This window comes from Pukyongia salina, from assembly GCF_002966125.1.
GTDB classification, from domain to species: Bacteria; Bacteroidota; Bacteroidia; order Flavobacteriales; family Flavobacteriaceae; genus Pukyongia; species Pukyongia salina.
On record NZ_CP027062.1, the window covers coordinates 518,099 to 539,171 of the forward strand.

22 protein-coding genes are annotated in these 21,073 nt (G+C 42.0%); 6 read left to right on the top strand and 16 right to left on the bottom strand.

The annotated features are described in order from the left end of the window. Positions 1-9 precede the first annotated feature (9 nt). From rplP to rpsL, 12 genes are all read right to left on the bottom strand, one after another. The gene (gene rplP, locus C5O00_RS02360; protein ID WP_105214605.1) at positions 10-429 is read right to left on the bottom strand and encodes a 50S ribosomal protein L16; all 420 of its coding nucleotides are present in this window, start codon (positions 427-429) and stop codon (positions 10-12) included. An 18-nt stretch (positions 430-447) separates the two neighbouring features. Then, entirely contained in the window at positions 448-1,164 is a 717-nt protein-coding gene (gene rpsC / locus C5O00_RS02365) for a 30S ribosomal protein S3 (RefSeq protein ID WP_105214607.1), read from the bottom strand. 4 nt (positions 1,165-1,168) lie between these two features. Continuing rightward, positions 1,169-1,576, bottom strand: a complete 408-nt coding sequence (rplV, locus tag C5O00_RS02370) for a 50S ribosomal protein L22 (protein ID WP_105214609.1) — start codon at positions 1,574-1,576, stop codon at positions 1,169-1,171. Positions 1,577-1,582: 6 nt separating this feature from the next. Beyond that, complete coding sequence (gene rpsS, locus C5O00_RS02375) at positions 1,583-1,861, bottom strand: 30S ribosomal protein S19 (protein WP_105214611.1); 279 nt, start codon at positions 1,859-1,861, stop codon at positions 1,583-1,585. A gap of 3 nt (positions 1,862-1,864) precedes the next feature. Further along, positions 1,865-2,689: a 50S ribosomal protein L2 gene (gene rplB, locus C5O00_RS02380; protein WP_105214613.1), complete on the bottom strand. Its 825-nt coding sequence runs from the start codon at positions 2,687-2,689 to the stop codon at positions 1,865-1,867. 25 nt (positions 2,690-2,714) lie between these two features. Then, positions 2,715-3,005, bottom strand: a complete 291-nt coding sequence (gene rplW, locus C5O00_RS02385; protein WP_105214615.1) for a 50S ribosomal protein L23 — start codon at positions 3,003-3,005, stop codon at positions 2,715-2,717. 7 nt (positions 3,006-3,012) lie between these two features. After that, entirely contained in the window at positions 3,013-3,642 is a 630-nt protein-coding gene (gene rplD, locus C5O00_RS02390) for a 50S ribosomal protein L4 (protein ID WP_105214617.1), read from the bottom strand. Continuing rightward, the gene (rplC, locus tag C5O00_RS02395; protein WP_105214619.1) at positions 3,642-4,253 is read right to left on the bottom strand and encodes a 50S ribosomal protein L3; all 612 of its coding nucleotides are present in this window, start codon (positions 4,251-4,253) and stop codon (positions 3,642-3,644) included. The genes rplD and rplC overlap by 1 nt, the downstream gene beginning before the upstream one ends. 167 nt (positions 4,254-4,420) lie before the next feature. Further along, entirely contained in the window at positions 4,421-4,726 is a 306-nt protein-coding gene (gene rpsJ, locus C5O00_RS02400; RefSeq protein WP_010181931.1) for a 30S ribosomal protein S10, read from the bottom strand. A 10-nt stretch (positions 4,727-4,736) separates the two neighbouring features. Beyond that, positions 4,737-6,872: an elongation factor G gene (fusA, locus tag C5O00_RS02405; protein ID WP_105214621.1), complete on the bottom strand. Its 2,136-nt coding sequence runs from the start codon at positions 6,870-6,872 to the stop codon at positions 4,737-4,739. A gap of 6 nt (positions 6,873-6,878) precedes the next feature. Continuing rightward, a complete protein-coding gene (gene rpsG / locus C5O00_RS02410; RefSeq protein ID WP_105214623.1) occupies positions 6,879-7,355 on the bottom strand; it encodes a 30S ribosomal protein S7 in 477 nt (158 codons plus the stop codon). Between the two features lie 24 nt (positions 7,356-7,379). After that, on the bottom strand, positions 7,380-7,754 hold the full coding sequence (gene rpsL / locus C5O00_RS02415; RefSeq protein WP_024770883.1) for a 30S ribosomal protein S12: 375 nt from the start codon (positions 7,752-7,754) through the stop codon (positions 7,380-7,382). Positions 7,755-7,940: 186 nt separating this feature from the next. Between rpsL and C5O00_RS02420 the strand changes: the two genes are divergently transcribed. From C5O00_RS02420 to rlmB, 5 genes are all read left to right on the top strand, one after another. Further along, positions 7,941-9,638 carry a POTRA domain-containing protein gene (locus C5O00_RS02420; RefSeq protein WP_105214625.1) on the top strand — a complete coding sequence of 566 codons (1,698 nt, stop codon included), beginning with the start codon at positions 7,941-7,943 and terminating at the stop codon, positions 9,636-9,638. Between the two features lie 120 nt (positions 9,639-9,758). Beyond that, positions 9,759-12,992, top strand: coding sequence for a SusC/RagA family TonB-linked outer membrane protein (locus tag C5O00_RS02425; protein ID WP_105214627.1), 3,234 nt, complete (start codon positions 9,759-9,761; stop codon positions 12,990-12,992). Positions 12,993-13,011: 19 nt separating this feature from the next. Beyond that, a complete protein-coding gene (locus tag C5O00_RS02430; RefSeq protein ID WP_105214629.1) occupies positions 13,012-14,646 on the top strand; it encodes a SusD/RagB family nutrient-binding outer membrane lipoprotein in 1,635 nt (544 codons plus the stop codon). 18 nt (positions 14,647-14,664) lie between these two features. Further along, the gene (locus tag C5O00_RS02435; RefSeq protein WP_105214631.1) at positions 14,665-15,297 is read left to right on the top strand and encodes a hypothetical protein; all 633 of its coding nucleotides are present in this window, start codon (positions 14,665-14,667) and stop codon (positions 15,295-15,297) included. A 93-nt stretch (positions 15,298-15,390) separates the two neighbouring features. Continuing rightward, positions 15,391-16,128, top strand: a complete 738-nt coding sequence (gene rlmB, locus C5O00_RS02440; RefSeq protein WP_105214633.1) for a 23S rRNA (guanosine(2251)-2'-O)-methyltransferase RlmB — start codon at positions 15,391-15,393, stop codon at positions 16,126-16,128. Here rlmB and C5O00_RS02445 read toward each other — a convergent pair. Further along, on the bottom strand, positions 16,125-16,883 hold the full coding sequence (locus tag C5O00_RS02445) for a rhomboid family intramembrane serine protease (protein ID WP_105214635.1): 759 nt from the start codon (positions 16,881-16,883) through the stop codon (positions 16,125-16,127). The two genes, rlmB and C5O00_RS02445, sit on opposite strands and share 4 nt — an antisense overlap. 93 nt (positions 16,884-16,976) lie before the next feature. On the opposite strand from C5O00_RS02445, the gene C5O00_RS02450 reads away from it, so the two are divergent. Further along, complete coding sequence (locus C5O00_RS02450; RefSeq protein ID WP_105214637.1) at positions 16,977-18,254, top strand: replication-associated recombination protein A; 1,278 nt, start codon at positions 16,977-16,979, stop codon at positions 18,252-18,254. Here the strand turns inward: C5O00_RS02450 and C5O00_RS02455 are convergent. From C5O00_RS02455 to C5O00_RS02465, 3 genes are read right to left on the bottom strand one after another with little or no spacing between them, the layout of a single operon-like run. Continuing rightward, the gene (locus C5O00_RS02455) at positions 18,251-19,054 is read right to left on the bottom strand and encodes a hypothetical protein (protein ID WP_105214639.1); all 804 of its coding nucleotides are present in this window, start codon (positions 19,052-19,054) and stop codon (positions 18,251-18,253) included. The genes C5O00_RS02450 and C5O00_RS02455 overlap by 4 nt on opposite strands. Then, positions 19,051-20,442, bottom strand: coding sequence for a DUF5723 family protein (locus tag C5O00_RS02460; RefSeq protein WP_105214641.1), 1,392 nt, complete (start codon positions 20,440-20,442; stop codon positions 19,051-19,053). Before C5O00_RS02460 ends, C5O00_RS02455 begins: the two co-directional genes overlap by 4 nt. A 29-nt stretch (positions 20,443-20,471) precedes the next feature. Then, entirely contained in the window at positions 20,472-21,029 is a 558-nt protein-coding gene (locus C5O00_RS02465; protein WP_105214643.1) for a hypothetical protein, read from the bottom strand. Positions 21,030-21,073 lie beyond the last annotated feature (44 nt).

Sequence of the window (21,073 nt, forward strand, 5' to 3'; positions counted from 1 at the left end):
TTCAAAAAATTATCCTTGATAGTCTCGTGATACAATAAATTTTGTCTTCACCGGTAACTTCTGAGCCGCAAGGCGAAGAGCCTCTTTTGCGGTATCTAAAGACACACCGGATACTTCAAACAAAATCCTTCCAGGTTTCACTACAGCAGCCCAGTATTCTACAGCACCTTTACCTTTACCCATACGAACCTCAAGAGGTTTCTTGGTGATAGGCTTATCCGGAAATATCATGATCCAGATAGAACCTTCCCTTTTCATATAACGGGTAGCAGCAATACGTGCAGCTTCAATTTGACGCGCAGTAAGGAAATTCGAATCTAAAGACTTTATACCAAAGGTTCCGTAAGAGAGTTGAGTGCCACGTCCGGCATTCCCCTTCATGCGGCCTTTCTGCATTTTACGGTATTTTGTTCTCTTGGGTTGTAACATTTTCTTCTGTTTAAAAAATTACTTTCTACGACGTGACTTATTACCACCTCGCCCGGTTCCACCTTTTCCACCTTTTTTGGCCAGGCCAACAAGAGGAGAAAGTTCTCTTTTTCCATATACTTCACCTTTCATGATCCATACCTTAACTCCCAGTCTACCATAGGTAGTGTGAGCTTCAACTAAAGCATAGTCTATGTCGGCTCTAAATGTAGATAAAGGGATACGTCCATCTTTATACGATTCGGAACGCGCCATTTCAGCTCCGTTCAATCGTCCTGAGATCATGATCTTGATTCCTTCTGCGTTCATACGCATAGCCGCTGCGATAGCCATTTTAATTGCTCGACGATATGAGATACGATTCTCAATCTGTCTTGCAATACTGGCAGCAACAAGGTGCGCATCAAGCTCTGGTCTCTTGATCTCATGAATGTTGATCTGTACCTCTTTACCTGTAATTTTCTTAAGCTCTTCTTTTAACTTGTCTACCTCCTGGCCACCTTTACCAATAATGATACCTGGGCGGGCCGTGGTGATAGTAACGGTTACAAGTTTAAGTGTACGCTCAATAATTACTCTGGACACACTGGCTTTACTTAAACGAGCGTGAACATATTTTCTAATCTTGTCGTCTTCGGCAAGTTTATCACCGTAGTCGTTGCCTCCGTACCAGTTGGATTCCCATCCTCTGATGATACCTAAGCGATTCCCGATTGGATTTGTCTTCTGTCCCATTTAATTAGCTTTGTGTGTTATCGTTAGCTCCTAAAACCAGTGTTACGTGGTTAGAACGTTTTCTAATTCTGTGTGCACGACCCTGTGGAGCCGGACGTAGTCTTTTCAACATAGTCCCGCCATCAACACGGATCTCCTTTATAAAAAGGTCTGCATCCTCGATGGAAGCATCTTCATTCTTAGCCTGCCAGTTTGCAATGGCAGATAACAATAGTTTCTCTAATCTTCGAGAAGCTTCTTTAGGGCTAAACCTTAATATATTAAGTGCTTTATCTACTTTTTCACCACGTACAAGGTCTGCAACTAATCGCATCTTTCTTGGCGAAGTAGGGCAATTGTTCAACTTGGCGAAGTATTGTGTCTTCTTTGCCTCCTTGATAGCTTCTGCTCTTTCTCTTTTACGAACTCCCATGGCTTATTATTTTTTTCCTTTGTTTTTAGCACCGGCATGACCACGGAATGATCTAGTTGGTGAAAATTCTCCTAATTTATGTCCTACCATATTCTCAGTTACATACACAGGAACAAATTGTCTTCCGTTGTGAACTGCAATGGTCTGTCCAACAAAGTCTGGAGTGATCATAGAAGCTCTTGACCAGGTCTTGATCACAGTTTTCTTGTTCGACTCAACATTTTGCTGAACTTTTTGCTCTAATTTATAGTGAACGTAAGGTCCCTTTTTTAATGATCTTGCCATAGCTTATTTCTTTCTACGTTCGATAATGTATTTATTACTCGCTTTAGATTTTGAACGAGTCCTGAATCCTTTTGCAGGAATACCATTTCTCGATCTTGGGTGTCCTCCTGAAGATTTACCTTCACCACCACCCATTGGGTGATCAACCGGGTTCATAACCACTGGTCTGGTTCTAGGCCTTCTTCCTAACCACCTTGATCTACCAGCTTTACCAGATACTAACAACTGGTGGTCACTGTTAGATACAGCACCAATAGTAGCCTTACATGTTGCAAGGACCATACGGGTCTCACCTGAAGGTAATTTTACGGTAGCATACTTCCCGTCACGAGCCATCAATTGAGCGAATGCCCCTGCACTACGCGCCATAACAGCACCTTGTCCGGGGTGTAATTCGATACATGAAATAATAGTACCTAAAGGGATGTTTGAAAGGGTCATTGTGTTACCGATCTCCGGAGCAACTTTGTCTCCCGATACGATATTCTGACCCACCTGAAGACCGTTCTGTGCAATCACATAACGCTTTTCTCCATCCTGGTAATTAACCAGGGCGATAAAAGCTGTACGGTTTGGATCGTATTCTATAGACGCAACAGTTGCAGGAATTCCATCCTTGTCGCGTTTAAAATCTATAATTCGGTATTTTCTCTTATGACCACCACCTTTGTAGCGCATGGTCATCTTACCTTGACTGTTTCTACCACCTGATCGTTTTTTCGGAGCTAATAAACTCTTCTCCGGCTTATCGGTTGTGATGGCGTCAAATCCATTTACAACCCTAAATCGCTGACCTGGTGTGATAGGTTTTAATTTTCTTACTGACATTGTTGTCTAATTAATATCTAATTGCTTAGATGTTATTGTAAAAATCAATTGTATCACCTTCCGCCACCTGTACAATTGCTTTCTTATAAGCATTTGTTTTACCAGTCTGGATACCCGTTTTTGTATAACGAGTCTTCCTGTCCGGGCGGACATTCATTGTTCGAACTCCAGTAACAGAAACTCCATAAACAGCTTCCACTGCTTTTTTGATCTCTACCTTGTTCGCCTGTGGATTCACTACAAAACCGTAACGGTTATTTAACTCAGCATCGGCTGTAGCTTTTTCTGTAATAATAGGTTTAATTAAGATATTCATCTCGTTTCTATTTACTTAAGTTTGTTTCAATTCCTTCCAAAGAACCTTCAAACAACACAAGGCTGTTTGCATTCATAATTTTGTAAGTGCTTAATTCTGAGTTAGTTATAACCTCAGCACCTTTCAAATTGCGAGACGACAAATATAGGTTATTATTTGACTCTCCCAACACAAACAAAGACTTTTTGTTTTCAAGTCCTAACGACTTTAAAACTGAAGTGAATTCTTTTGTCTTAGGTGCCTCAAAATTAAGGTCTTCCATTACCACGATCGCCTTATCATTTGCCTTCATACTCAAAGCCGAACGACGCGCCAAACGCTTAAGGTTCTTATTCAATTTAAAGGAGTAGCTTCTCGGTCTTGGACCAAAGATTCTACCACCACCTTTAAATATTGGAGACTTGATACTACCCGCACGAGCTGTACCAGTTCCTTTTTGTTTCTTGATCTTACGGGTACTACCCACGATCTCAGCACGCTCTTTTGCCTTGTGTGTACCCTGGCGCTGATTGGCCAGATACTGTTTCACATCAAGATATACAGCGTGATTGTTAGGTTCTATACCAAACACCTCTTTAGAAAGCTCTACTTTCCTTCCGGTGTCTTTTCCGTTTTTATCTAATACCGCTACCTTCATTATTTCTGAATCGTTACATAAGCGTTCTTGTGTCCGGGTACACACCCTTTCACAACAAGCAAGTTCTTTTCAGGAACCACTTTCAACACTCTTAAGTTCTGTACTTTCACTTTTTCATTTCCCATTTGGCCGGCCATCTTCATTCCTTTGAAAACTCTCGCAGGATAAGAAGCAGCACCAATGGAACCAGGAGCTCTTAGTCTGTTATGCTGACCGTGAGTCGCTTGTCCTACACCACCAAATCCGTGGCGTTTTACCACACCCTGGAATCCTTTACCTTTACTCGTTCCGGAAACATCCACAAACTCGCCTTCATTAAAGTGTTCCACAGTGATCGTATCACCTAATTTGTATTCTTCTTCAAATCCCTGGAATTCAACAACACGACGCTTAGCAACAGTTCCGGCTTTTTTAGCATGGCCTTCAGCAGCTTTGTTTGCAGTCTTTTTGTCATCGAAACCAAGTTGAAGAGCACTATACCCGTCAACCTCTTCGGTTCTGACTTGGGTAACAACACAGGGTCCAGCTTCGATAACGGTACACGGAATATTCTTTCCGTTCTCGTCGAAGATGCTGGTCATCCCTATCTTTTTTCCAATTAACCCAGACATATTTATTAGTTATTAAAGATTACTATATTATTTATTCTATTTCTTCGGAAACTACCTTTCAAAAAAACAGGGCCAAAATAAATTCAGCCCTGAATTTTATTTTGTTTCCGTCTTTCCTTCGCACGCAGCTCCGGACATGTATTGAAGCAAATCGCTTCAGTTTCTACTTATACCTTGATCTCTACTTCTACTCCACTAGGCAACTCTAACTTCATTAGAGCGTCTATCGTTTTGGAAGAAGAGCTGTAGATATCCAGCAGCCTCTTATACGAACTCAACTGGAATTGCTCTCTACTCTTCTTGTTCACGTGTGGCGAACGTAGCACGGTAAAGATCTTTTTGTGTGTTGGTAACGGGATTGGTCCGGTTACTACTGCACCTGTACTTTTTACGGTCTTTACGATTTTTTCAGCAGATTTGTCCACTAAATTATGATCGTAAGATTTTAATTTGATTCTAATTTTCTGACTCATTGCTGAAATATTATACGTTAGCGGTTCCTCTAGCTGTTGCAATCACTTCCTCCGAAATATTCGACGGTGTTTGTGCATAGTGTGAAAATTCCATCGTAGAAGTTGCACGTCCTGAAGACAACGTTCTCAATGTGGTTACATAACCAAACATTTCAGAAAGTGGCACTTCAGCCTTTACAACTTTAGATCCTGCACGGTCGCTCATGTCATTTACCTGACCACGACGACGGTTAAGGTCACCTACAATGTCACCCATATTCTCTTCCGGAGTTAATACCTCCAGCTTCATAATAGGTTCCATGATCACAGCTCCAGCTGCCTTAGCTGCCGCTTTAAATCCTAATTTTGCTGCTAGCTCGAACGATAATTGATCGGAATCCACAGGGTGGAAAGATCCATCCTTTAGAGTTACCTTCATACTATCTACTTCGAATCCAGCCAACGGACCATTTTTCATTGCTTCCTTGAATCCTTTCTCAACAGATGGAACAAATTCTTTCGGAATGTTTCCACCCTTGATCTCGTTCACGAATTCAAGTCCAACTGCCTTCTCATCTTCGGCAGGCCCTAATGTAAATACGATATCGGCGAACTTACCACGACCCCCTGTTTGTTTCTTGTAAACTTCACGGTGATCGGCAGTTCTGGTGATAGCTTCTTTGTACTCAACCTGTGGCTGACCCTGGTTAACTTCAACCTTAAACTCACGTCTAAGACGGTCCACGATAATATCGAGGTGAAGCTCACCCATTCCGGAAATTACCGTTTGCCCTGAAGCTTCATCGGTACGTACCTGGAAAGTAGGATCTTCTTCCGCCAATTTGGCTAAAGACATCCCAAGTTTATCCACATCGGCTTTAGTCTTTGGCTCTACCGCAATACCGATTACCGGATCAGGGAAGTTCATAGACTCAAGCACGATAGGGTGTTTCTCTGCTGAAAGCGTATCACCCGTTTTTATATCTTTAAATCCTACTGCAGCTCCAATATCTCCGGCTTCGATAAAATCGATCGCATTCTGTTTGTTGGAATGCATCTGGTAGATACGAGAGATACGTTCTTTTTTACCCGAACGATTGTTCAGCACATAAGAACCGGCATCAAGGCGCCCCGAATAGGCACGGAAGAAAGCCAAACGGCCTACGAAAGGATCTGTAGCAATCTTAAAGGCAAGTGCAGCGAAAGGTGCACTTACATCCGGCTTACGAGATTCTTCTTCTCCGGTGTCCGGATTGGTTCCTACGATAGCCTCCTTATCAACAGGAGACGGAAGGTAACGACAAACAGCATCCAATAAAAACTGTACTCCTTTGTTCTTGAACGCAGAACCACAGATCATCGGTATAATGCTCATATCCATCACCGCAGCACGAAGCGCAGCATGCACCTCATCTTCGGTAATAGAATCTTCGTCTTCCATATATTTCTCAAGCAGGTTCTCATCGTATGCAGCTACTTCTTCAATAAGTTTACCGCGATACTCTGCTGCTTCAGCTTTTAATTCTTCAGGAATTTCAACTACGTCGAAGGTAGATCCCATAGATTCCTCATGCCAAATGATAGCACGGTTCTTTACCAGATCAACCACACCTTTAAAGTCAATCTCATCTCCAATAGGAAGAACGATTGGCACGGCGTTAGAACCTAGCATGTCCTTAACCTGCTGACAAACAGCAAGGAAATTAGAACCCTGACGATCCATCTTGTTCACAAAGCCCATACGAGGTACTTTGTAATTATCGGCCAGTCTCCAGTTAGTTTCAGATTGTGGCTCTACACCATCCACCGCACTAAACAGGAATACCAAACCGTCCAGTACACGTAAGGATCTGTTCACCTCCACGGTGAAATCCACGTGACCCGGGGTATCGATAATATTAAAATGGTATCCTTTGGCGTCTTCGGTAGGCTGTCCGTTTTCGGTAGGGAAGTTCCAGGTACAGGTAGTTGCAGCGGAAGTAATTGTAATTCCACGCTCCTGCTCCTGCTCCATCCAGTCCATAGTCGCAGCACCGTCGTGTACTTCACCAATCTTGTGACTCACACCCGTGTAATAAAGGATACGCTCTGTAGTAGTGGTCTTACCCGCATCAATATGCGCTGCAATTCCTATATTTCTTGTATATTTTAAATCTCTTTGTGCCATCTTTTATTAAAATCTGAAATGTGAGAATGCTTTATTTGCTTCGGCCATCTTGTGTGTATCTACACGCTTCTTAACCGCGGCACCTTCTTCTTTGGCTGCTGCAAGAATTTCGGCGGCCAGTTTCTGTGCCATAGACTTTTCATTTCTCTTACGAGCGAAAAGGATCAACCACTTCATAGCTGTGGATATCTTTCGGTCTGGTCTAATTTGCATAGGGATCTGAAATGTAGCACCCCCAACACGTCGGCTTCTAACCTCTACGTGAGGCATTACATTAGATAATGCATCCTTCCATAATTCCAACGCAGATTTCTCTTCGTCTTGTTTCTTTTCTTCTACAATATCGATAGCATCGTAGAATACTTTAAAAGCCACCGACTTCTTTCCGTCCCACATTAAGTTGTTCACAAAACGTGTAACCAACTGGTCGTTGAACCTTGGATCCGGTAAAAGGGGTCTTTTCTTGGCTTGTCTTTTTCTCATGTCTTCTCTTTAAAGTTTTTTGAATTACTTCTTAGGGCGTTTTGCACCATACTTAGATCTACGTTGTGTACGGCCTTCAACACCAGCGGTGTCTAATGCGCCTCGCACAATGTGATATCTAACTCCCGGCAAATCCTTTACCCTTCCACCTCTAACCAATACTATCGAGTGCTCCTGTAGATTGTGTCCTTCACCTCCGATGTATGCGTTTACTTCCTTACCATTAGTTAACCTTACCCTTGCAACTTTACGCATTGCAGAGTTTGGTTTCTTTGGCGTAGTAGTATATACACGCGTACACACACCGCGGCGTTGCGGGCACGAATCCAAAGCAGCCGATTTACTCTTCTTGGTTATTTTGGCTCTTCCTTTTCGTACTAATTGTGAAATAGTTGGCATATAATATCCTTGTTATACTTAATTATTTATACATTTTCCCCTATAAAAGGGCGTGCAAAGGTAAAAATTAAAATGGATTATTCAAACCATAGAAAATTTATTTTCAAGTGCTTGGCAAAATTAACATACCCCAAATATGAAAACTATAGTTGAAACGTTAGTTTTACACCTGAAAAAAGACCCTTTTTGAGACATATTTTCTACATTTTTATATACCTTAATATATATACCCTACTAATTGCCACAGCAGAGGCGCAAGATCTGTACCTGGAGATCAATACCTCCACCCCCCTATCAGAAAGTTTGAAAGACAGCCTCGAAATAGGGGTCACCTTCAGAGATTATACATCACTTCAACAGGAAGCAGATTCTCTTCAATACCGATTTCATTATATGGGATTTATCGAAGCTACACTCGAATCCCTTCAGAAAAAAAATGATAGCACGTATACGGCCCAATATATACTGGGAGAAAAATTTCGCCATCTGAAGATCTATTACAGGCCAGGCCAATTCAGTAAAAAAGAATTATTACAGATCACCAACGAAGTAGAAGATGAACATATCATTTTACCATTTGCCGCTGTAGAACCCTCTCTTGTAAAACTCAATTCCTTAAAAACCACCAAGGGAAACGCTTTTGCCAGGATCAGTCTTAGTGAGTTCCGAAAAGAAGGACCTGATGTGATCGCTGTCAATCTCCTCCTGGAGGAAGGTGCAGTTAGACAGATCGACTCCATTGCTGTAAAAGGCTATGAGAAATTTCCGAAGTCGTTTCTGAAGCATTATGCAGGAATTAAAAAGGGGAAACCCTTCAACCGAAACAAGCTCAATAAGCAGAATGATATACTCAACAGCCTGGGTTTTGTTAACACGCTTAAGGCTCCGGAGGTCTTATTCGGAAAAGAAAAGACTACGGTTTACTTTTATCTGGAAAAACGAAATCACAATTTGTTCGATGGCATATTGGGTTTTGCAACAAACGAAGAAACAAACCGCTTGCAGTTTAATGGCTACCTCAATCTGGAGTTGAACAACAACCTGAACTTTGGCGAGCAGCTATTAGTGAATTACAAGGCAGATGGTAATGAACAGCAAAATTTTAGAGCTCGAACAAAATTACCTTATCTCTTTGGAAGTCCAATGGGTGTAGAATTGGAGCTGAAGATATTTAAGCGGGACAGCACCTTCGTGACCACCGATCAAATTGCCAGGGTAACCTACCAGATCACACCCCCTTCATCGGCCTACGTAGGGTACAAAGCTTCAGAATCGAGCAATTTGCTGGATGAGGCTCTGGCCGGAAACGCAGTTGAAGACTACGCCGCTAAATTCTTTGTTAGCGGACTGCAATTTGTAAAGACGCAAAACGACCCCTTATTCCCTTCAAAGACTAATGTGGCCCTGGATGCCGAATTCGGGACCCGGGAATTTTCGTCGAACAAAGAGGACCAGACCAGGCTTTCGCTTTGGGCGGCAACCATATTTGAACTTAATTACAATAATTCGGTTTTTATCCAGAACAATACCAGTGTGATCCTAAGCGACACTTTCCTTACCAACGAACTCTATCGCTTTGGGGGGATCAACAGTATACGCGGTTTTAATGAGAACAGTATAGACGCCACCTTGTATGCTGTGATCAACACCGAATACAGATACAGATTTAGCCAGGGTTTCTATTTACACAGCATCATTGATGTGGGGTATTTTGAAAACGAGATCAATCAATTGGAACAGCAATTATATAGCTTCGGAATAGGCCTAGGATTATTAACAAAAACGGGCTTGTTAAAATTTAGTTTTGCCAATGGAATTTTTGAAAACCAGAATTTCAATTTATCCAACACAAAAATTCACTTAAGTCTTACTTCCCGATTTTGAACCAAGCTAACAATGGCTTAACAATTCCTTAAAAAAAAAACCAAATTTTAAGTGTGAAAAGTTGTGTAATTAACTTTTTATTGTGATTTTTGGCATTGGCTAATTCAAATAAATTATAAAATGAGAACAAAGTTTAGTGGAATTTTAACGCTATTGTTGGCGTTTGTAGTGCAACTCACGTTCGCACAAGAAAAAACAATCTCCGGAACGGTGTCCGATAACACGGGATTACCTCTTCCAGGAGTTAACATTGTCGTAAAAGGTACAACGAATGGTACTCAGTCTGATTTTGATGGTAATTACTCCATTCAGACGGCTGTAGGCCAGACTCTTGTATTTAGTTACGTCGGTTTCAAGACTTCAGAACAGAGAGTAGGTGCTGCCAACAGCATTAATGTGCAGATGGAAGAAGATGCTGCCGTTCTTGATGAAGTTGTTGTAACCGGATATGGTATTGCCAGAGAGCGTAAAACGCTTGGTTATGCCGTTAGTACAATTGAAGCGGAAGCGGTAGAGAACAAACCAGAATCTGATGTTGTAAGAACCTTAAATGGTAAGGTTGCCGGAGTACAGGTGACTGGTACCGGTGGTGCTACAGGTTCAGGTACTAACTTCGTTATCCGTTCCAAGAGTTCGATCAACGGTGACAACCAGCCACTATTCGTGGTAGACGGTGTTCCTTTTGATAGTGGTACTAACAACGTAACAAACTTTGCAGGTGGTAACTCAATTACAAGTAGCCGTTTCCTTGATTTAGATCCAAATAACGTTGAGTCTATTCAGGTACTTAAAGGTTTAAGTGCAGCTGTACTTTACGGTCAGCAGGGTAGAAACGGGGTTGTATTGATCACCACAAAGAACGGAAGTAAGAAAGATGCGAACAAGAAGTTCGAGATCACTTTCTCTCAGCAGGTTTATGCTACTGAGATCTCTAACCTTCCAGATTACCAAAACGATTACGGACAGGGAGCGAACAACGCTCTTAACCCTGGATTCGTTGGAAACTGGGGATCGCGTTTCGATATGGGACTTATGATCGATCACCCATATGCATCTCAAGGTGCTGTATTCCCACAGTTCGATGGCTTACAAATTCCTTACGAGGCTGCTCCTAACAACGTTAGTGAGTTCTTCCAAACTGGATTAGGACATGCAACTTCTGTAAACATTGCAGGTTCTCCAGGAGACGGTGGAAGTAAGTACAACGTAAACTTTGGTTACACTACTGAGGATGGTTATATTCCAAACAACGGTCTTACCCGATACAACATTGGTATGGGTGGAACCACTAAACTTTCTAATAAGTTTTCCGTAACAGCTACGGCAAACTATAGTAACCTTCGTGTAAATACTCCACCGATCGCTGCGAACAACGCTGCAGGGTCTGTTTCGTTATTTACTCGATTATTATTCATCCCTAGAAACGTTGATCTTGGAAATCTTCCTTTTGAAGATCCTTCTACAGGAGCCAGTGTTTACTATCGTGGTGACCAGAATAACCCATACTGGTTATTGAACTATGCAGGTACTGAGCAAAAGAACAGTCGTTTCTTCGGTCAGTTAACTTCCAGCTACGAAATATCAGATAACATTCTTGCAACTTACAGATTTGGTTTAGATACCTATGCTGAAACGCAGGAATTCAGAATTGCAAAAGGAGATGTTGTTAACGTATCGGGTGTATTCCGTACGGCTAACATCAGCAACTATATTTACGATCACAACTTCAACGTAAGTTTCAGTAACATCAATCTAGCCGAAGAATTTGCCCTTTCTACAGTGGTAGGTTTTAACGCGAGACGTGATACTTTCGATCGTTCAGGTATAATAAGTACAGGACAGGTTGTTTTCAACTTCTGGAATCACAATAACTTTACCGCCTATGATGACGGTGGTCTTGATTTCTACCAGGAAAGAAACATATTGGGTGCGTATGCGGAAGCTACTTTCGAATATGACAACTTCCTTTTCTTAGTACTTTCCGGACGTAATGACTGGGGATCTACACTAGAATCTGAGAACAGATCATTGTTCTATCCTGGTGCTTCCTTATCATTCATCCCTACTTCTCTTGACGGTGTAAGTACTAACGGAGCATTGAACTTCCTTAAGTTCAGAGCTGCTTATGGTACATCTGCTGCCTTCCCTGGTCCTTATAACACCAGAGGTGCACTAGCACAGGCATCAGGTACATTTATTCCACCAGGAGGAACTGTAATCACAACAGCTTCTAACCCATCTAACCGTTTGAATCGTGATCTTCAACCAGAACTTCAGAGAGAATTTGAAGTTGGTGCTGAGGCAGATCTTTTCAATAGAAGATTATCGTTAGACCTTACTCTTTACAAGCGTTTTATCGACGACCAAATCGTACCTGGACGTCCGCTTAACCCTTCAACAGGATTTAACACTATTGCCGATAACATCGCAAGTAGTGAGATCCAGGGTATTGAGGTTGGATTAGACGTAACTCCATTAAGAACTAAAGACTTTAGCTGGGATATTAAAAATAACTTCACAGCTTACGAAAACGAAGTAACAGATCTTGGTGATCTTGAAGACTTCCCATTCGCAGGATTCATTGGTCTTGGTAACTATGCTGCCGAAGGTGAGGCACTTGGTGTGATCAAAGGTAACTACGCTACTGCGTACGATCCTTCGAACGTAACAGCCGAGAACCCACTAGGACTTGGTGTTGAAGGTACTTTACTTATCAACCCTGATACTGGTAAGATCATTGACAGTGATGACTTAGGTCTTGCTATCGAGACAGTTGGTGATCCTAACCCGGATTGGAACGTTACTTCGATCAATACATTTACATACAAAGGATTATCATTATCCGCTCAAGTTGAATATCAGCACGGTGGAGATATCTTCTCTCAAACTGCTACTCAGTACTACAGACGTGGTGTAACAACTGTAAACGTAGACAACAGAGAAGGTACTTACGTTATCCCAGGTATCCTGGCTAACCCTAACACCGGAGAACTTCTATTAGATGGAAGCGGAAATCCAATTGAGAACCAAATTCAGATTGGTGCTAATGATGTGTACTTTATCAATTTAGTTGACCCAGTAGGACAAGGTATCTACGATGCTTCTCACTTGAGACTTCGTGATGTATCTCTTACTTATTCACTATCTGAAAAGATGCTAGAGAAAACTCCATTTGGAAATGTAACATTCTCTCTTTCCGGACAGAACCTTTATATCAGAACATTCAACATTCCTCAAGCATTTAATATAGATCCTGAGGCATTGAGTACTGGTGTAGGTAACGGACAAGGACTTGAATTCCAGACTGGACCATCTAACAAGCGTTATTCATTCAGCGTTAAAGCAACATTCTAAAAAAATTAATAATCCTATTATGAAAAATATATTTAAAATCACAATTCTAGCTTCTGTACTTGCAGTTTTCACTGCCTGTGACACTGTGGAGTTAGAATTACTAGATAACCCTAACGTTGTTGGGTCTGAGAACGCAGATCCTAACTTCATCCTGAACGACGTGCAGCTTACTTTTGCACGTAACGTTTGGAATGGTTACAACGGACCTTCTATGAGTTCTACGCGTATGACCAACTTATTTGGAGCATACAATGGGGCCATTGATGAGAACACACTTATTACCGAGTGGCAACAATCTTACCAGATGTTTGGAAACATCGACCTTATCGAGGGGCTTCACAATGTGGACCTTGAAAACGGTGGGGAAGGTCTTACCAACCACTTGGGTGTGGCTCAGGTGATCGAGGCATTTGCCTATATGCTATTGGTTGATTATGTGAACGATGTTCCTTACTCTGAGGCCAACAAGCCGGAAGAATTTCCAAATCCAAATACAGATCCTGCCAAGTCGGTATACGATGCGCAGTTAGAGTTACTTGATGCAGCTATTGCCAACCTTCAGGCTGGTGGGCTTATCGAGCCAACAACCGATCTTTATTTCGGAGATTTCGATGCTGATAACTGGATCGCCCTGGCGAACACTTTAAAGCTTCGTGCTTATAACAACCTTCGCCTTACCGATCCTGCCAGAGCAACGGCCGGGATCAACTCAACGGCTAACGGTAGTATTATCGATAATTCTTCAGAAGATTTCACTTTTGGATATTCTGATGTTCAGGATCCTGTAGAATCAAGACACCCCTTCTTTACCACGGGATATCTTGCAGCAGGAGCCGGATCGTATATGAGTAACAACTTCCTTGACCTGTTAAATGCAGGTGACGATCAACCTCCTTTTATCGAAACAGGAACGATCGATCCAAGAACACGTTACTACCTGTATCGTCAAACCTCCACCCCACCATCAGGTTCAGACCTGCCATGTGCCGGAGATGCCCGATACGATTACTGTTATGTAGGAAATCTTTACTGGGGTCGTGACCATACCGATGATGCTGGTATTCCAAACGACGGATTCAAGCGTACTACCTTTGGTATCTACCCGGGTGGTGGAGCCTTCGATAGAGACGAGTTTGCACAGGCAAGAGCTACAGAGAACAACCTGGGTGGTGCTGGTATATTACCTATCTACCTGGCGTCTCATACAAAATTCCTATTGGCCGAAACAGCCCTTACTCTTGGAACTAACGGTAACGCGGCTAACTTACTGGCAGACGGGATCCGTCTAAGCCTGGATAAGGTAGACGACTTCGTAGGAAGTGCCGCAACAGACGGTTTCGAAATGACTCAAGCCGATAAGGACAACTATGTAGCAGGGGTACTTGCAGAGTACAACGCAGCCAACAACAACGGAAAACTTGCCATTATCGCAAGAGAAGCATTCCTTGCTTCCTGGGGTAACGGTGTAGAAGTATACAACCTATACAGACGAACAGGATTCCCAACCCTGCAGTCTCCTATAACAGCAGCAGGTGCGTTCCCAAGAGGGTACAGATATCCTGTTGATGAGGTAGAAAACAACCCGAACATCCAACAGCGTCAGCTTACCGACCAGGTATTCTGGGATAATAACCCTGGCGGATTTATTGACTAATTAAAAAAATTATTTATTATGAAAAAACTTAAATTATTTTTACCCTTAGCACTGATCGCGTTGGTAGTATCAATTTCACTAACAAGTTGCGAGCAGAGAGAAGACTGGCGTTTCCCTGAATTAGGAAACGGTGGATTCATCAAATTTGTGCAACAACCAGATACCTGGAAAGGATCTGATATTTCAGACGGAACTTCAATTGTGAAGTATCACATTGGTGATGATCCTACAACCGCATCTTTCGATGCTTATGTTGAAGACCCAACCGGAAATATAACTTCAGTTGAATTCTGGGTAGTAGGTGACTTTACAGGAGCTCCTACTGAAGCAGTTCAATTTGGAAGTACTACTACTTTCCCATATAATGTAAGTTTTACTACTGCTGATATGGCGAATCTTTTTAACGTAGACGCTTCTGTATTCCAAGCAGGTGACTTTTTCGAATTCATGACAGTTATCACAACTGATGATGGAAAAGTATATATCTCAAGAGCTGCTGAATGTGATTGCCCGCTAGAAGCTGGTGATCCTAATGGTTCTGGTACTTGGAATGGCGGTACGATTGATGTAGTTGTACTTCAGGGTGGTGATACAGGAGATAACTTCTTATTACCTGCTGTATGGTACAGAGTTAAGTACTTAGCTCCCTAAGAATAAGCCAAATTAAATTATAATTTTATAATTTATTGAAAACCATCCGTTTTAAGCGGATGGTTTTTTATTTTTACTCAAAATTAATAAAGCTTGAAAAAAGAAAATCTAATATTCGGTTTGCATCCTGTGTTGGAAGCGGTTAAATCTAAGAAGCCTATAGATAAGCTATACATACAAAAGGGAATGGCTTCTTCAAAAATTGATGCTATTCTTAACGATCTTGATCAGGAAGCGGTATCTGTGAATTACGTGCCCATCGAAAAGCTGGATCGTTTAATTAGAAGTAATCACCAGGGAATCATTGCCAGTATATCTCCTATCTCATTCAAGTCGTTGGAGGAAGTCGTGGAAGAACGATTGGAAAATAAAAAAGACCCGGTATTCATTATTCTTGACCAGGTAAGTGACGTACGGAATTTTGGAGCCATTCTACGCACCGCCGAATGCACCGGTGTAGATGCCGTAATAATTCAGAAAAAAGGTGGAGCCCCGGTAAGTGGAGATACGGTCAAGGCTTCAGCGGGTGCGATATTTAACCTTGCGGTCTGTAAGGTTGATCATATTAAGGACGCGATCTTTTATCTTCAGGGTTCTGGCGTAAAAACAATCGCGGCAACCGAAAAAACTTCACAAACAATATACGACACAGATTTAACCGGCCCTTTGGCGATCATTATGGGCTCTGAAGGAAAAGGAGTATCTAAATCGGTTTTATCCCTGGTAGACCAGAGTGCCTCCTTACCTGTGCTTGGAGAAATTAATTCGTTAAACGTATCTGTAGCCTGCGGCGTGTTTCTCTACGAAATGATCCGTCAACGCGGACTTTAATCTGAAGATTCCCCACCTTTCTTTTCTTTATTTCTGAAGGTATATCGAATAATCACCTTAGACTCTTCCTCTCTCGTTATTTCCTCCTCAGGAATGTGTTCTATAAAATTTCCGTCCTCGTCGAAATGCCTGAGAAACGGATCGTTTTCGGGATCGAAATTCTCTTCCTCCCACGCATACTTTGGTTTTGGCAAAGGGCTGCTTTTAAATAGTAACGCGAAAACAAATCCTACGGCAAACCCGGATAAATGGCCCTCCCATGAAATCTTGGGATCCATAGGGAAAATATACCACAGCAAACTTCCGTATAAAAATACCACTACGAAAGCCAAAGCCGTTAATTGGTATTGTTTAGAGAATATTCCTTTAAAGAATAGAAAGGCGGCTAAAAGGTATACCACTCCGCTGGCTCCAATGTGTAGCGCCGGTCGACCAATGATCCAGGTAAGTAATCCGGTTAAAATAGTCCCCAGAATGAGTACTCTCCATCGCAGGTTTCTATAAAAATAAAATAAAGCTGTCCCCAGCACCAATAACGGAATGCTGTTATTGAACAAATGTTGCAGGTCTGCGTGAATAAAAGGACCAAAAATGATTCCTCTTAACCCTTCTATCTTTTGTGGATAGATACCATAATACTTAAGGTGCCAGCCAAAGCGAAATTCAGCCCAAAAAATTATCCACAGGCTCATCACCATCATCAACGGGTAGATGATCACATCATTGGTAAATTGTAAATTCGATTCTTTCGCCATACAAGTAGTCTATCTCAAAAAATACTCCCTTATTCAAATTTATGATAAAATGTCAGTAAGCATCCTGCTATAAAATTGTAATTTTAAATTCTCATGAATAAACCCCTTGCAGAACGAATAAGGCCAAGAACTCTGGAAGACTATATTAGTCAGGAACACCTCGTTGGCCCTAAAGGAGCGCTTCACTCCCAGTTGAAATCCGGCATGTTGTCATCGATGATATTCTGGGGTCCTCCCGGCACGGGAAAAACCACCCTTGCATCTATTATCGCAAATACCTCCGAACGGCCTTTCTATACCTTGAGCGCCGTGGACAGCGGTGTGGCTGCGGTTAGAGAAGTAATAAATAGAGCCAAAAAAAGCGACGACCTTTTTACCGCTAAGAATCCGATCCTTTTTATAGATGAGGTCCACCGTTTTAGCAAATCACAGCAGGATTCGCTTTTAGGAGCCGTAGAGAAGGGATGGATCACTCTTATAGGGGCTACCACCGAAAATCCGAGTTTCGAGGTAATTCCCGCCTTATTGTCGCGTTGTCAGGTTTATATATTGAAGCCCTTCAGCAAAAAAGACCTTGAAGCATTGCTCAACCGCGCCATTATTGCAGATGAATTACTATCTAAGAAAAAAATAACTCTTAAGGAAACAGATGCCTTACTAAGACTATCCGGGGGTGATGCCCGCAAACTATTAAACATCCTGGAGTTGCTGGTAAATTCGGAAGATACCAGTCAGGTTGAGATTACCAATGAAAGGGTGCAGCAAAAAGTTCAGAAGAATACTGTCTTATACGACAAGGCCGGTGAACAACATTACGACATCATTTCTGCATTTATTAAATCCATTCGAGGCAGTGACCCAAATGCTGCGGTTTATTGGCTTGCGCGGATGATAGAAGGCGGAGAGGATGTAAAATTTATCGCCAGGCGCATGTTGATCTTAGCTTCCGAAGACATTGGAAATGCCAATCCTACCGCTTTAGTTATCGCAAACAGCACATTTCAGGCGGTGAATACAATTGGATATCCGGAAGCTCGCATTATACTCAGCCAATGCGCTATTTATCTCGCTACTTCGGCCAAAAGTAATGCTTCGTATAAGGCCATAGGAGCTGCTCAACAAACAGTGAGGCAAACCGGGGATCTGTCTGTGCCTCTGTCTATAAGAAATGCGCCTACTAAATTGATGAAGGAATTAGGTTATGGGGAAGACTATCAATATGCCCATAATTATGAGGGAAATTTTGTAACTCACGAATTTCTTCCCGAAGAAATAGCCGGGACCACTTTTTATAAACCTGGCAATAATAAAAGGGAAAGCGCACTAAGAGACTATTTAAAAGGGCTTTGGAAAGACAAGTACGATTTCTAGTCGATATGCTTATAAGTTACCTTCATTAAAGAGTTCTGCAACGTAAAATCGCCATTCTCATGAAATATCACTTCGGCATCGCCAGTTTCAGATACGTAGGATAGTGTGTTACCATCCACTAGGATCATTCCTTCGAGTGCAAGGCCTGTTTCGGCAGCTTCTGTTTCTAAATAAAGAGAATATCCGTTCTCGGTTTTACGTAATAGATATGAACGCCCTTCCCGTACATAGTTTGAGAATTTAGCGTCCGGCAAATGTAAAACCATGGAATTATTATTCCCTTCGCTTTCCATACCGGAAGGGTCTTTCGTAACTTCGATCTCGGTCTTTACCAGGGGCTCATTACCGCTCTCAACCTCGTCTTCATAGATCTTTATATCCTTCTGATTTACTCCCAGCTCTTCGATGCTCACAAAGGCTTTTCGTAAGGCATCATGATAAGCTTTTTTATACTCCTTGTATTTACTTTTTCCCTCTTCACTTCTGAAGATCTCTTCCCCATAACAATCTTTAAGGACGACTGTGATTTTAGTATAAACAAACCCTGGCTTTCCCAATACTTCTGCCTGAAGGCCATCGCATCGTTTTACGTTGGGTAATTCGGAAGGGAAATACGCGTTGAAACCGTATTTATTAAATAAGAATTTAGTGAGGGAATTTAATTGATGCTGATCCTCTTCATAAAGAAATTCGTACAATTCGGGAACAACTACATAACTGTAATCACTAGCCGATTTTTGCGCATTCATATTTAAAATGAAGCCACCTATAAAAATCAGTAGCAGTATTCTCTTGATCATTCTTCGTAAAATTTTATATTGAAGCCCAGCTGTAAAGATACACTTTTTGCCTTTGCCAAGTTGCCGTAGCGTAGCAAGTTATCGGCCGCAATATAAAAATTGAATTTACCAATATCGGTAGCAAGTCCAAGTCCCACATTAGAGTAGCTATACGAATCTACCGTATAGGTAGCCTTTGCTGCTAGAAAATCCCATAATCTGCGATAATAGAACAGCGTACCGGCCATTTGAGGGCCCTTCGGTCTAAATATACTGTAGAATTGTAGTCCCACAGCCTGTTGTCTTTCAATACTGCCGCCCATATTCCTGCAATCACAATCCACCCCTTTCCCTACTGCTTTTCCGAAGCTATATTTAACAGACGCATTCATCTTAACAGGTCTAAACTGGGTATAGCCACTGGTTATCGTATCGATAGGAATTTCTTCTTCGATCTCGTCTTCCAGGTTGTCGTAATACGGCAGGGTAGGCTGTCCAGCACTTAGTGGCGGGAATATCAATTCTATCCCATCCAGGGTATAGGTGCCTGTTGCCTGATAAGTTTCTGCGTCCTTCGAATGAAAAACAGCACCTAGATCAAGTATACTGGCACTAGCTGTGAGGTCCCTGTTAATCTCGTAAGTTGCGCCCAGGTCCAGGCCCAGCCCAAAATTCCCTCCAAAGAAGGCACGGCCTATAACCTCCCCCGGTATATCGGCACTATCCATCCCGTCCAGAGAGGCGATCCCTGAGGTATTAACAGTAACTTCTGCATTACTTACTGTGTGTTCGTATATATTGTTACTTTCCGCACCTCCTAAAGTGGTTACAAATGTCCCCTGGTTGTTCGTGCTTCGAATGCTCATCATACTGGAATACAATTTTAGTCGCAGGCCGGCTGTGAGTTTCTTCCCAAGTTGTTTATTAACGCCAAAATGATAGACGGTAAGGAGATCGGCTGTAGCACTTAGTTCACCTAGATCGAAAGGATAATCGAGATAATCCCTGTTACCTTCCCAGGCCAGGATAGCCAGATCCCTGGGGAAATAGCTTATAAAATCCAGTTCCTGGTATATTCCCCCGGAAAAATACATTTCGTTGCTCGCTCGCCAGCCAAAATTAATGATCTCCAATTGTTGTGTGGCTGTAAAGAAATCTGTGTTCTTAAGTTCGAATATCTTATTCCTGATACGAGTATTTATATCGACATTAGATTCTCCAAAGATATCGAACACAGTAACACCCGATGATCCTCCGTTTACATGAATTTGTGAAAGGAACGGAATCCCAAAATGCATTTTTTGAGGCACCTTGGCACCAGGATTCAACAATAGGTTTTGTGGGACCTCCTCAAATCCGTAAAGTATCTGTTTATTTTGTGCAAAGCACACCGATAGGCTTAGAGCCATTATGAGAGTAGACAGTTTCCGCATAGTAATTATTGTCTATCTCTAATTTCCAGGTAATACGTGGTTTTCGACTTCAGGTTAAGGTTTCCTTCCAGGTCGGGATTGGAATCCGGAATAGTGACAGATACCACTACTCTATTCGCCATCGTAAGTTGTAAAATTTCGTCTGCTTCGATGATCTCTTCGAAAATGGTTACAATGGGGGCGGCAACAGTTCCTTCAACCACAGTGGTCTGTGTTGTATATGTAGTATCATTTTGTTCGCTAAGGAATTGGAAATCGACCTGAAAATTTCGCGGAATGCTATTGGTAAATTTGAAGTAGAAATCGGCCCTTCTCAAACTTTCCTGGATTTCGGTATCATCGAGAAAACGTATCTCTGTGGTATCGGAGACTGTTAATACGGGGATCTCGTTAATCTCATCGTAGAATTCGCCGGCGTCTATATCAAAATAGATAAGATCTAGTTCCACCACCGGAGTAAGTGCAATATCTTCAGCCTGGTCGAAATCGGTATCTTTTACACAGGCTACAACCAGCAAACTTAGGAACAGGACCACCAATGGCCTTAATAGGTTACGTTTCATAAAGAGGGGCTTTACGTTAAAATTAAACGACGCTAACGGGATAA